Source organism: Listeria grayi DSM 20601, from assembly GCF_000148995.1.
GTDB lineage: Bacteria > Bacillota > Bacilli > Lactobacillales > Listeriaceae > Listeria > Listeria grayi.
Map to the genome: position 1 here is coordinate 156,957 of NZ_GL538352.1, position 12,663 is coordinate 169,619.

The 12,663-nt window shown below is 39.3% G+C and carries 15 protein-coding genes and 1 tRNA gene; 11 read left to right on the plus strand and 5 right to left on the minus strand.

Annotated elements, in window-relative coordinates; genetic code table 11:
• Window positions 1-1,209, minus strand: a complete 1,209-nt coding sequence (locus tag HMPREF0556_RS00850; protein ID WP_040486362.1) for an MFS transporter — start codon at window positions 1,207-1,209, stop codon at window positions 1-3.
• Window positions 1,210-1,337: 128 nt separating this feature from the next.
• Here HMPREF0556_RS00850 and HMPREF0556_RS00855 point away from each other — a divergent pair, with 128 nt between their 5' ends.
• Window positions 1,338-1,724, plus strand: a complete 387-nt coding sequence (locus HMPREF0556_RS00855) for a winged helix-turn-helix transcriptional regulator (protein ID WP_036104963.1) — start codon at window positions 1,338-1,340, stop codon at window positions 1,722-1,724.
• Window positions 1,725-1,759: 35 nt separating this feature from the next.
• Here the strand turns inward: HMPREF0556_RS00855 and HMPREF0556_RS00860 are convergent, their stop codons facing one another.
• Entirely contained in the window at window positions 1,760-2,257 is a 498-nt protein-coding gene (locus HMPREF0556_RS00860; RefSeq protein ID WP_036105080.1) for an NUDIX hydrolase, read from the minus strand.
• Window positions 2,258-2,339: 82 nt separating this feature from the next.
• Here HMPREF0556_RS00860 and HMPREF0556_RS00865 point away from each other — a divergent pair, with 82 nt between their 5' ends.
• From HMPREF0556_RS00865 to HMPREF0556_RS00880, 4 genes are all read left to right on the plus strand, one after another.
• Window positions 2,340-2,735 carry a DUF6508 domain-containing protein gene (locus HMPREF0556_RS00865; protein WP_003754581.1) on the plus strand — a complete coding sequence of 132 codons (396 nt, stop codon included), beginning with the start codon at window positions 2,340-2,342 and terminating at the stop codon, window positions 2,733-2,735.
• A 143-nt stretch (window positions 2,736-2,878) separates the two neighbouring features.
• Entirely contained in the window at window positions 2,879-3,136 is a 258-nt protein-coding gene (locus HMPREF0556_RS00870) for a CD3324 family protein (RefSeq protein ID WP_040486363.1), read from the plus strand.
• Window positions 3,137-3,245: 109 nt separating this feature from the next.
• Window positions 3,246-3,872 carry a FusB/FusC family EF-G-binding protein gene (locus HMPREF0556_RS00875; RefSeq protein WP_040486364.1) on the plus strand — a complete coding sequence of 209 codons (627 nt, stop codon included), beginning with the start codon at window positions 3,246-3,248 and terminating at the stop codon, window positions 3,870-3,872.
• Between the two features lie 152 nt (window positions 3,873-4,024).
• Window positions 4,025-5,533, plus strand: a complete 1,509-nt coding sequence (locus HMPREF0556_RS00880) for a flavocytochrome c (protein ID WP_003754584.1) — start codon at window positions 4,025-4,027, stop codon at window positions 5,531-5,533.
• Window positions 5,534-5,563: 30 nt separating this feature from the next.
• Here the strand turns inward: HMPREF0556_RS00880 and HMPREF0556_RS00885 are convergent, their stop codons facing one another.
• On the minus strand, window positions 5,564-6,028 hold the full coding sequence (locus HMPREF0556_RS00885; protein WP_003754586.1) for an ASCH domain-containing protein: 465 nt from the start codon (window positions 6,026-6,028) through the stop codon (window positions 5,564-5,566).
• A 91-nt stretch (window positions 6,029-6,119) separates the two neighbouring features.
• Here HMPREF0556_RS00885 and HMPREF0556_RS00890 point away from each other — a divergent pair, with 91 nt between their 5' ends.
• Window positions 6,120-6,647: an NUDIX hydrolase gene (locus HMPREF0556_RS00890; RefSeq protein WP_040486566.1), complete on the plus strand. Its 528-nt coding sequence runs from the start codon at window positions 6,120-6,122 to the stop codon at window positions 6,645-6,647.
• 209 nt (window positions 6,648-6,856) lie between these two features.
• Here HMPREF0556_RS00890 and HMPREF0556_RS00895 read toward each other — a convergent pair whose 3' ends face one another.
• The gene (locus HMPREF0556_RS00895; RefSeq protein WP_040486365.1) at window positions 6,857-7,243 is read right to left on the minus strand and encodes a hypothetical protein; all 387 of its coding nucleotides are present in this window, start codon (window positions 7,241-7,243) and stop codon (window positions 6,857-6,859) included.
• A 162-nt stretch (window positions 7,244-7,405) separates the two neighbouring features.
• Here HMPREF0556_RS00895 and HMPREF0556_RS13355 point away from each other — a divergent pair, with 162 nt between their 5' ends.
• Window positions 7,406-7,546 carry a hypothetical protein gene (locus HMPREF0556_RS13355; RefSeq protein WP_003754591.1) on the plus strand — a complete coding sequence of 47 codons (141 nt, stop codon included), beginning with the start codon at window positions 7,406-7,408 and terminating at the stop codon, window positions 7,544-7,546.
• A 524-nt stretch (window positions 7,547-8,070) separates the two neighbouring features.
• Window positions 8,071-8,889, plus strand: a complete 819-nt coding sequence (locus tag HMPREF0556_RS00900) for a DUF6270 domain-containing protein (RefSeq protein ID WP_003754592.1) — start codon at window positions 8,071-8,073, stop codon at window positions 8,887-8,889.
• A gap of 78 nt (window positions 8,890-8,967) precedes the next feature.
• Here HMPREF0556_RS00900 and HMPREF0556_RS00905 read toward each other — a convergent pair.
• A tRNA-Ser gene (locus tag HMPREF0556_RS00905) sits at window positions 8,968-9,057 on the minus strand.
• Between the two features lie 137 nt (window positions 9,058-9,194).
• Between HMPREF0556_RS00905 and HMPREF0556_RS00910 the strand changes: the two genes are divergently transcribed.
• The 3 genes from HMPREF0556_RS00910 (at window position 9,195) to HMPREF0556_RS00920 (ending at window position 12,663) form a co-directional block, all read left to right on the plus strand.
• Window positions 9,195-10,118 (plus strand): aldo/keto reductase, encoded by a 924-nt coding sequence (locus HMPREF0556_RS00910; RefSeq protein ID WP_036104977.1) that lies wholly within the window; start codon window positions 9,195-9,197, stop codon window positions 10,116-10,118.
• 132 nt (window positions 10,119-10,250) lie between these two features.
• Window positions 10,251-10,997: a gamma-glutamyl-gamma-aminobutyrate hydrolase family protein gene (locus HMPREF0556_RS00915; RefSeq protein WP_050776971.1), complete on the plus strand. Its 747-nt coding sequence runs from the start codon at window positions 10,251-10,253 to the stop codon at window positions 10,995-10,997.
• Window positions 10,998-11,034: 37 nt separating this feature from the next.
• Window positions 11,035-12,663 carry a peptide ABC transporter substrate-binding protein gene (locus HMPREF0556_RS00920; protein ID WP_003754595.1) on the plus strand — a complete coding sequence of 543 codons (1,629 nt, stop codon included), beginning with the start codon at window positions 11,035-11,037 and terminating at the stop codon, window positions 12,661-12,663.

Sequence of the window (12,663 nt, forward strand, 5' to 3'; positions counted from 1 at the left end):
TTAGTTGCTGACAGCAAAAGACTTACGAGCTTTATTTTTTCCCACCACCAACCAAATTCCAGTGATCACTACAGCCGATAATACCATGAAAAAGCCGAAAATCGGTGTATACTCAAGTCCGAGGTGGGAGGTCACTTGTCCACCAAGATAAGAGCCGATCGCGATCCCGATGTTGAATGCCGAGATATTCAACGCTGAAGCCATTGCTGTTGTACTTGGGACATATTTTTCTGCTAATTGGACGGCATACAATTGGAGACCCGGGACATTCATGAAGGCAAATAACCCCATGATCAATACCATGATCAGCCCCATTACTTGGGAATGTAGGAAAATATAGATGCCTAAAATACTTAATGCCAGTGCGGCAAACATGTAGAGCAAGGCACGAAGCGGGTTGTTGTTAGCTAAATTTCCGCCTAAAGTATTTCCAATGGCTACGGCGATCCCATATAAGACAAGTAAAATGACGATCGTACTTGCCGAATAATGCATAAACTCGCTTAGAATCGGCGATACATATGTGTAGACAACAAATGTTCCGCCATATCCCAAAGCAGTAATGATCAAAACAAGCAAGAGCCGGAAGTTAGCCAGTACTTTACCAACATCACGAAGCGAGATCGCTGCGCCTTTAGATAGATTACCTGGGACTAAGAATAAATTACTGATAAGTGCAATGATCCCGATTGCCGCAATAAATACAAATGACATGCGCCAATTAGTGATTTGACCGATAAAAGTTCCTAGCGGTACACCTGTTACTGTCGCTACGGTTAAACCTGTAAACATAATTGCGATCGCGCTTGCTCGTTTGTTTGGAGCGACCACATCAGCTGCGATCACAGAAGCGATCGACATGAAAACACCATGTGCTAATGCGGAAATGATTCTTCCAGTCAGTAGCAACGTAAATGCTGGAGCGGCTGCCGCAATTAGGTTCCCAACAATAAAAAGCAGCATGACGATTAAAAGTACATTTTTGCGGCTTAATTTGGAGGTAAGGACTGTTAAGACCGGTGCTCCGATCATCACCCCGACTGCATACAGGGAAACAGTTAAACTAGCATTGCTGAGGGATACCCCCATATCATTCACGATCATTGGCAACAGACCAACACTGATAAACTCGGTAGAACCGATTCCGAAAGCACTGATTGCGAGAGCAAGCAAAGTTAGGGATGGATTGATTTTCGTTTCCGTATTCATTTTCATTTCTCCTTTGATTTTATTGACAATGTATAGTATCATATATAGGGTATAAAGAAACAAGTAGGTACTTTAAAATCATGTAAGCACCTTTTGGTAACAATTGTGTAACAAAAGGAGATATGAAGATGAAAAAAGTTTATAATATTGGTGTAGAAGCAACTTTAGAAGTGATCGGTGGGAAATGGAAACCGGTTATTTTATGTCACTTGCGTACCGGATCGAAGCGAACTGGCGAATTGAAACGGCTGATCCCCGGAATTTCTCAAAAAATGCTGACTAGTCAATTACGAGAATTAGAAAAATCAAGTGTTATCAAGCGGAAAGTATACCGCGAAGTTCCGCCGAAAGTGGAATATTCTTTGACAGAATATGGAGATACATTATCGTTTATTTTAAATAAATTATGCCTATGGGGCGAAGCACATGTCGACTACTTACGCGATCAAGGGGAAGATGTCGTCTTGATCGAACGCGACAAAGTAGAAGAGGAAGAATTGGAAGAAGCAAAATAATAAAAAAGAAGCCCTGCACATAAGCAGGGCTTCTTTTATAATAAAATATCGGTTGTTTCTAACGGCTGGTGAGTGATCGATGTCAATTCATTTTTCTTATAAACAGATTTTATCTCGATTGGTGTATCAGTCGGTAAAATATGGCGTAGCGTGTAAGGCACATTATCCACGACACCGGTATTGGCAGCATCCAAGATCCAATCCAATGCTTTGAAAGCAAGAACCCCTTCCCGTGTGGCAGCAGCATCTGGGATCGCAATCGTTTCAGCGAGTTCTGCCACAAATAAATACATACCGCCTACTGCTTTTCCATCATCTTCCCATACCATCTGACCCGCAAAGCGCAGCGCATATCCCTTCGCTTCGATTCCAGTCTCTTCAAGGATCTCACGCTTGACGGATTCTGTGATCGTTTCGCCAGGTTCGATCTTCCCGCCGACCCCATTCCAACGCCCCATCCAAGGATCCTTTTCCCGGTTTAAAAGCAAAATGTCGTTTTTTCGTCTAATAAATGCGAGTGTGTATGCTAATATGGTCAAGACCCCCTAACTTTCTTTTATATCATCTTCCCTATATAATAAAGGAAGATAAAATGGAAGTAAAGAAGGGAAAGCCATGCGTTATGAAAGCCTAACTGCTTATTTAAAGACAATGGATCCGGAAAAAATAGGGAAATGGACACTTGGGAAAGAAATCGATGGTGCTCGGCAGCTGCCCTATGTTATTTATGAGCAGCAAATACATGATTTTTGTCATACATTTGAGCCCTTTATGGATCACAATTATCAAGAGACGATAGCTCGCTCACCGATTGAGCTTTCCTTAGAAAATCTAATAGAGCCAAACCTTTTTCAAACATTGACCGCAGAGGAAGTCATTGGCTTGCTTACTTATGTGATCCGTTCCGAGCGCTTTGTAGAAGGTTCACTTGAAAAGTTCGCCAAAGATGGCTGGTTGACAGCTTCATTGAAACGGCTACAAGCAATAGATGAAAAAAACCAAAGGAGGTGATTAGCTTGCAGAAAGCTATTAACCGAGTGAGCTGTGTGGAGCCTTTTTCAAAGGGCGATACTTCATACAGTATCTAAATAATCGTTTATCGCCCAATAGGCTTCACTTTTCTTAGCAAAATCGAGAAAAGGAGTACAGCCGATATGAAATACCAATCAGCGGATCAATTATTGCCGCATGAATTAATAGCAGAACTGCAAAAATACGTTAGCGGAAGTTTATTATACATCCCAGCGATCGAGAAAAAAGCATGGGGCGAGAGTTCCGGAACCAAAAAAGAGCTAGCTTCGCGAAATCAGTCGATCCGCGCCGCTCATGCAGACGGTACAAGCATTGCAGAACTGGCAAGCGATTATTACCTCGCTGAAAGTACGATCAAAAATATTTTATATAGAAAATAAAAACGGTGCAGAACACGCACCGTTTTTCTATGCTGAGTATGACTATAATCATTTTTCAGCTTTTGGCGATCTTACTACACTGCTATACTCAAAAAGAGGGGGGAGATCCATGCAGATCGAAAATCATACTTATAATACGATCAAAAAGCAAGCTAAGCAGGTCCTATCTGCTAATCGAACGACCAACGATAAAAAACTCCAAAAAGAGTTTGCCTATTATATCTTGGAAAAAGCAACCGCATTAGTATCCGAAAAGGAACAAGCAGAATTACTGCAGGATATTTTGGATTTGAAAAAAGAAGAAGAATTCCTTCAATTCGATGACAAGTTAAAAGCATTTGTCCGCCCGTTTCCGAACATAGAAGAGCAGAAAGCGAAGCAACTTTTTAAGAAGATAAAAAAACTTCATTTTCCAAAAGCTTCATTTCCAACCAGAGCAACTTATATCAGCTGGTTCGATAATGCCAACAACCGGAAATTTATGATCACGGAACGCGACGGTAAATTAGCAGGTTTAGCGGGAACCTTTATCACCAATCATAAGAAAAGTATCTGTCACCTATGTCGGCAAGAAACGGAAGTAGGATTGTTTACGATCAAAGGCAAAGTCAATGCTAAGACGTACGGGTACAAAGCAATGGGACATTACATCTGTACCGATAGCGTAGCTTGCAACGAACACTTGACAGACCGCGCGAATATCGATGAATTATTTGCATTTTTAGATCGCAACTGAGCTGTTTTCTCTGTTAAAGAGAAGCAGCTTTTTCGATTGATTTAGGATTTGCCCTAGTACAGGAATGCGAAAAATGATAGAATAGTTTGTGAAAACACAAACTATCTAAACAAGGGAATTTAGATAGGGAATTAAAAAATGGAGGTTTTACTATGAAAAAAGGTTTCTTTGCTTTACTGATCTCAGTAGCAGCATTGGTGCTTGTTGTTGCTGGATGTGGAAACAAGCAAAACGGAAAAGAGAGCGGTAAAAAAGAGAAAGTGGCAGTTACGTCAGGAGCTTCTAAAACAAGTTATACGAAGCTTGATAAACTGAAAGACAACTATGACATCATTATCGTCGGTGCCGGCGGAGCAGGAATGTCTGCAGCGCTAGAAGCAAAAGAAAAAGGCATGAACCCCGTTATCTTTGAAAAAATGCCGATTGCAGGCGGGAATACGATGAAAGCATCATCTGGAATGAACGCTTCGGAAACAAAATTCCAAAAAGAAGAAGGTATCAAAGACAGCAACGATGCTTTTTATAAGGAAACTCTAGCAGGCGGACATGGAACAAATAATAAAGCGATGCTACGCTATTTTGTGGATCATTCCGCAAGTGCGATCGATTGGCTTGATTCCATGGACATTACCCTCAACAACATCACGATCACAGGTGGAATGAACGAAAAACGTACACACCGGCCAAAAGATGGCTCGGCAGTAGGAAAATATTTAGTGGACGGATTACTTAAAAATGTCCAAGAAAAAGAGATTCCAGTCTTTGTTAATGCAGACGTTAAAGAAATAACAGAAAAAGACGGAAAAGTTACAGGTGTAAAAGTCTTGTTTGATGGCAAACAAGAGAAAACAGTAAAATCTAACGCAGTCGTAGTAACAACAGGCGGCTACGGTGCAAATATGAAACTGATCGCCAAAGAAAGACCAGAACTTAAAGATTATGTAACAACTAACCAAGAAGGCAGCACTGGCGACGGCATCAAAATGATCGAAAAACTGGGCGGAACAACCGTTGACATGGACCAGATCCAAGTCCACCCAACTGTTCAGCAAGAAAAGTCATATCTGATCGGTGAAGCCGTTCGCGGAGAAGGTGCTATTTTAGTCAATCAAAAAGGTGCCCGATTCGGCAATGAAATGGATACACGCGACAATGTAACAGCATCTATCAATAAATTACCGAAACGTACCGCTTATTTGATTTTCGACAGCGGCGTGAAAGACCGTGTCAAAGCGATCGCTCAATATGAAGAAATGGGATTTGTTGAAAAAAGTGATACCATCGAGGGGTTGGCAGCAAAAATCAACGTCCCTGCAAAAGAATTAGAAAAGACTATGCAAACATGGAACGAAGCCGTAAAAAATAAAAAAGATCAAGCATTTGACCGTACGACTGCAATGGATAATGATTTATCCAAAAAACCATACTATGCGATCAAGATCGGACCGGGAATCCACTATACAATGGGCGGTGTGAAAATCAACACCAACACAGAAGTATTGAACAAAGCCGGAAAACCGATCACTGGACTTTTCGCAGCTGGAGAAGTAGTTGGCGGATTGCATGGCCAAAACCGAATCGGGGGAAATTCGGTAGCAGAAATTATTATCTTTGGGCGTCAGGCAGGGAATAAATCTGCTGACTTTGTCAAAGGAAATTAAGAAAAAGCTCTCCTATCCGGGAGAGCTTTTTTAATCTTGATTGATATCCACTACCCGAAATGACTGGCAAACTAATAATAAGTCAGGAGTAAAAGTCATATCATATAATCCCAACTCCCATGTAAAGAAATTTACGTGGGCTTGATACCAATAATCATAACTCAGATCTCCTTCTCCCTCAGCAGCCGCGTAGGCAGGTGAAACTTCATTCATGCGGACTAAATCAATTTGTGTATATTGGATGATTGCTGCGGGCTCATCATCTCCATTTAAAATAATCGCATATTCTCCAACTTGCGGGAAAGGCTCTTCCTCTATTTCATGAACAATTGCTGAGGCAGTAGTTGCTGTTTTTATCCCCTTTATCACTAAATTGGCGAGCGTATCGCCCATCTCTTTCGTGCCGTCTCCGAATTTCCAAGCAGAAGGCATTTTCAATCGCACCTGTGCTTTTTCTTGATAGCGCTCCCAATATTCCTGAATCGCTGTAGCCATGATCTTAGCTCCTTTTTCTATTTTATATTAGGAGTATAACATGAAATCGCTTTAGGGTATAATAGTGTTAGAAAAAGAATGGGGGAAGGCGATGCGTGAAATATGGGATCTATATGATGAAAACCGAAATTTGACGGGAAAACAGCATTTCCGCGGCGAACCATTAAGTGAAGGAGAATACCACTTAGTTGTTCATATTTGTATTTTTAATTCCGAAAATCAATTATTGATCCAACAGCGGCAGCGATTTAAGGAAGGCTGGCCGGGCATGTGGGATTTTTCCGTGGGAGGATCTGCATGTGAAGGAGAAACAAGTCTTGTGGCTGCGGAGCGGGAAACAAGAGAAGAGTTGGGTCTGGATTTGAATTTGAAAAATGAGCGACCGGTGTTTACAATGCATTTTAAAGAAGGATTTGATGATTACTACATCGTAACACGCTCTGTGGATATCGAAACATTAACGCTACAGGAAAGCGAAGTAGCAGCTGTAAAGTGGGTGGATCATCAAGAAGCAACGGCAATGGTAGAGGCTGGCGAGATGATTCCCTATGTAATGCTGGATGCAGTGTTTGCGCTGCAAAAACAAGGAGCGTTTTATTGGGAAGAAGGAAAGAAATGAGGGAAACAAATTGAGTTTTGGTGTGACCGCAGCAAGTATTGCTTTATTATGTACCGTGGCTGTTATTAGTTTTTTTATATGGCTGATCAAAGCAAAGTAAAAACAGCCCGTCTAAAAAGACGAGCTGTTTTTGCTTGCTCGAAAAACGATTCCCCTCGTCGTTAAGGGCTACATTTCGATTTCGGTCAGACTGGAAATAGTGTTTTTTACTAAACGACATTTGGATTTTCTGTCTTAATGATCGCGGCGATTTTTTCATAATAATACTTAGGAGGAATGTCCATTTTGATCGAGCTGTTGTCCGCTAGCACTACTTTGATTCCATTACCGAAGAGCAGCGATTTATCAATCAAAAATTCGTCAAGCTCTAAATAGGGAATAACGAAATCAGGGGAATTATTTTTCTGCTTATGCTCGTCCACGATTTGTGCAACAAGTGCTCCAATCGCACCAAAAGCACCGCGAGTCTTTTTCAGCTGACTGCTTTTATAAATAATCAATTTGGTTTCATAAAAACAAAAGCCCCCCCAATTCCCGGTTTTCTTGCCGTTTAAATGATATAAACCTTCCGCTGCGATCAATGGCTGTTCTTCCATCAAGAATCCCCCTTTTATTAGAATTGATTCCACTATACAACATCCCAAATTTGAAGGAAAGTCTTCGTTTAAGACAAAATAAGAGTGTTTTAGGATATTTACTGCAAAAAACGTATTTTTATATGTTAAAATTATTAGATTCGATTTCTAGGAGGTAAGAGAATGGAGTTTATTCTTGGTGATATTTTTAATAAATTTGATGTTATCTGGGTAGTATTAGTCTTACTTATAGGGGTGATTTTAATTACAGGGATTGCAACGCTGATTGTGAAAGTGCTGAAAAGAAGAAAAAAGTTTAAATAAAGAAATGGGAGATGCAAATGTTTCTTATAGCGGGATTGATTGGGAATATATTGGTTCTAGGTGTGATTGTTTTTATTATTATTTCGATAGTTAAGTTGATCAGAGGTAGGGATTGAAGGGGGTAAGAAGTTTTTAAAATTTTATAGTATTTCAATCTTTCATGGTTAGCGACATTCTATGAAAGATTTTTATTTAAAGTTGCTAGAATTATATCTTATTGAAAAGAAAGACAAAAATATGCTTTTATCAATAATTGCAGACAAATAAAATATTTCTGTCATAAATATTTAAAATTATATTTTTTGATAAAATAAATATACAAAGATATATTCTATTTGATATAATTTAATATAAAGGTAGGAGTCGGGGAAATCTTATACGGACCCAATAAAAGAAGCTTTTTGTAAAGCTAATTATACATGCTTTCGCTAGTTATTAATTGGTCAGTGGGGAATTAATTAGCTTATATAATGAATTATCTTAAAATTAATACATAAGAAGATTAAGTAGGAGGAAAAGGGAGCATGCCACATAAAATTGCTGTAATAGGTAGTTGTGTAACGAGAGACATGTTTAATGAAAATTTCATACCATATCATAAGGAAGTTTTTGAAGTAGTGTCTACAGCTTGGCAAACTTCTTTCGCTAGTTTGGTAGCGAAGCCTATAAAACTAGCGGAAGAAGACTTAGATACAAGTGGAAAGTTAAGAGATCATCGCTGGAAAACGCTCTTAAGAGACTTAAACAAAAAGCCGCTTAAAGAAATCATTAGAAGAGAACCTGATTATATAATTATGGATATTTATGCTGATGTGAATTATGGGTTTGTTAAATTAAGAAAGGCTTCAGAGGAGCACTTTTTAACTAATAATCCTAATGGTTTTAGAAAGACTAAGTTCTACGAGTCTAAAAATTTCAGTAAAACATATAATATTCATGAAAATGCTAGATTTTTAGAGTTTTTTTATAAGGGGTTTGACAAGTTTTATAACATTGTTAAAGTACAGCTTCCCAATACGAAATTGATCATAAACGGTTTTGTAGAAGCCTATGGTTATATTGGCGATGAAAAATTCCCTATGCGTTTCAGTGCAGATATACAAAATCAAGTTACTGCCAATAACTCTAAATACTTTGAAATTTATGATGAGATAAAAAGGAAGTATCCTGATATCGATATAATAGATATGACTAAAAAAATGTATTTTTCAGATCCTAATCACCCTTTTGGTAATCATCCATATCATATGACAAAGGATTATTATAATGATTTGTTTAATACACTAACTAGACATGTTTTGAAAAATGAAATAGATAAGAAAAATAAAATCGAGCACCCATAAAAGGGTGCTTTTTTATATAAAAAAAGCCTTGCTCACCAAGGCTCTTCACATATGTTGAATTTCATTTACTAAATAAAACGGAGAAACGGGGATTCGAACCCCGGCGCGGCATACACCGCCTAACAGATTTCGAGTCTGTCCCCTTCAGCCGGACTTGGGTATTTCTCCATGATCAAAACAACCAACATAAAACATTTTATAATAAAAAGAAGAAAATTGCTAGTCCTTTTTCGAGGTGAAAAATTAGGTAACGCTTACAATTAATGATAAAATATAGCTATCTTGAGAAAAAGGTGGTCTTGAAATTGAAACAAATAGAAATTGGCAAGAGTGGTGTTCAGGCATCTGATGTTGCGCTAGGTTGTATGCGCATGGCTGCTTTGGAAGAAAAAGAAGCTGCGAAGGTAGTACATACAGCGCTGGATAATGGAATTAACTTTTTTGACCATGCGGATATTTATGGCGATGGCAAATCGGAAGAAATCTTTGCGAATGCGATCGAGATGAACCCTACCATTCGCGAAAAAATGATCATCCAAACAAAATGCGGAATCCGGAAACAGGAAGGAACGTTTGATTTTTCTAAAGAACATATTATTGCTTCCGTTGAAGGTAGTTTGAAACGTTTGAAAACGGACTACATTGATTTCTTATTACTACATCGTCCGGATACTCTAGTAGAGCCGGAAGAAGTAGCGGCTGCTTTTTCGGAATTGGAAAAGAGCGGTAAGGTTCGTCACTTTGGTGTCAGTAACCAAAATCCACTACAGATCGAATTACTGAAAACGGCAGTAGAACAACCGTTAGTAGCGAATCAATTGCAATTTGGTGTGATGCACACTGGGATGATCGATGCTGGCTTGAATGTCAACATGCAGATCGATCCAGGTTTGGTACGAGACGGCGGTATCTTGGAATACAGCCGTATCCATAACATGACGATTCAAGCATGGTCGCCGTTCCAATATGGCTTTTTTGAAGGTGTATTCTTGGATAATGATAAATTCCCTGAATTAAATGAAGTAATCAACCGAATCGCGGCTGAAAAAGCAGTAACGAATACAGCGATCGCGATTGCATTTATACTGCGTCACCCAGCCAAAATGCAAGCAATTATCGGTACAATGAATACCGAACGGATCGTGGCAAGTGCGAAAGCAAGCGATATTACATTATCTCGCCAAGAGTGGTATGAGATCTATCGTGCAGCTGGAAATAAACTACCTTAATTTCATTTAACAAATAACTTGAAACCAGTCTCTTTAGGGGCTGGTTTTTTTGCCTTTACTTTTTCCAGTGATAGCAGTATAATAAAAACACTTAATTCCGAGCTTTTTTGTAAGGATAAGGAGGGGATACGCATGACACCTGTTATTGGAATATCTGGGAATCTATTGACGGACGCTGTACCGGGGACGATCTCTACTACAAAAGCATATGTGGGCAATGCATATATAGAAGCAGTAACGGAGAATCATGGTATTCCGTTTGTAATCCCGATTACAGAGGTAGGATTAGTTCCTTACTTTGTTGACAAAATCGACGGATTGATCTTATCGGGTGGACAAGATGTTTCTCCTCTTTTTTATGGGCAGTCGGAGGTAGAGGAAAGTACTGCTAGTTTATTGGAACGAGATCAGTTTGAACTTGCCTTGGTCAAAGAAGCATTAAAACAAAATAAAGCGATTTTCGCTATTTGTCGTGGCATGCAGCTTTTAAATGTGGCGCTTGGAGGGTCATTGGTCCAAAATATCGCAGAGTTAAACACATTTACGCACATGCAGAATATGCCTGTCCATGAAGCTACGCATCCTATTTATACGATCGAAGGGACGCAAACAGCGAAACTGCTATCCAAACGTGCCGATGTCAATTCTTTCCACCACCAATCGATCGACCGGTTAGGAACAGGATTAGTGGCGAGTGCTTATGCAGAAGATGGAACGATCGAAGCAGTTGAGCTTGCAGATCGCCCGAATGTGATTGGTGTGCAATGGCATCCGGAAATGATGCAGTTTACAGATCAAAAAATGAAGCAATTATTTCACTTTTTTATTAAAAATGCTACTTCTGAATTTGTAATGAAAAAACGGGTTTCAAATTTGTGAAGTTGGCTATATAAATATAAGTTAGGGAGGGATTCTATTGAAAAAGAAAATAGGATTGATCATGGCAATCATGGTTATTGGGATGGTATTAGCAGCTTGTGGAAAAGGAAATGATACAAAGGGTGCAAACTCAGATAACAAAGCAATAAAAGTAACCGCACAAGGGCAGATAGCGACATTAGACAGTGCGCTCTACAGCGATGTTTTCAGTTCTGATGCGATTGGACAGATCGTGGAAGGCTTATATCTGGTAGACGACAACAATAATGCCGTTCTTGGTCTGGCAGAAAAAGCACCAGAGATCAGTAAAGATAAGAAAGTATACACATACAAGATAAAAGATGCAAAATGGGCAAATGGTGATAAAGTGACGGCAAATGATTTCGTTTTTGCTTTCCGCAAAGTTGCTGACCCAAAAACAGCATCACCAAGCTCTAACGAAACGGACGTCTTCAAAAATGGCGAAGATGTAAGAAATGGTAAAAAACCGGTGAAAGATTTAGGTGTCAAGGCGATCGATGACAGTACCCTGCAGTTGACACTCGAACATCCAACGCCATATTTAGCTAAATTATTAACAGGAACACCATTTTTACCGCAAAACGAAAAATTTGTGAAAGCGCAAAAGGGAAAATACGGAACTTCCAGTGATACGGTACTTGCTAACGGACCATTTGTGATTAAAAAATGGAACGGCACAGGAAATTCATGGGAATTCGACAAAAATAAAACGTATTACGCAAAAGATGACATAAAATTGAATAAAGTATCTGTTCAAGTCATCAAAGATATCGGTGCTGGTGTGAACCTTTACCAAACAAAAGCGGCTGATTATACAGGCTTAGCAGAAAATTATGCGAAGAAATACCGTAAAGACAAAGATTATCACGAAACACCGAAGTCATTGATCGGCTATCTAGGTTTCAATTTCAAACGTACGAATACCGGTAATGTTCACTTGCGTAAAGCATTATCAATGGGATTTGATAAAGAAGGCTATACCGATACGATCCTAAGTGACGGTTCTAAACCACTAAACGGGTATATCCCAGAAGGCTTTGCCAAAGATCCTAAAAATAACGAAGATTTCCGTAAAGAAAACGGTGATTTAGTTACTTATGATGTAAAAAAAGCAAAGGCTGAGTGGAAACAAGCGAAGAAAGAATTAGGAAAGAACAAACTGACGATCGAATTATTGGCATCCGATACGGAATCCTCCAAACAAACCGTTGAATTCTTACAAGGCGAATGGGAGAAAAATCTTCCAGGACTGACAGTCAAAGTGAAAAATGTGCCGCTAAAAAATCGGCTTCAATTGAACTCTGCTGGTGATTATGATGTCTTCTTTGGTACATGGACACCGGATTATGGGGACCCAATCAACTTCTTGGATGGTTATATCACAAATGGCGGTATCAACTTCCCTAAATATTCCAATAAGGAATACGATAAAGGTGTCGCGGAACTAGATACTAAATTAGCAGCCGATCCAGAAGCAAGATGGCAAAAAATGTTAGCACTAGAAAAACAATTGGTTCAAAAAGATGCTGTGTTTGCTCCGGTTTACCAAGGCGCGACCGCATACTTGTTGAACAGTCGTGTAAAAGGTGTTCAAATCTTCCCATTCGGTAGAACCGTTTCTTACCGTAATGCTTATGTAAAATAA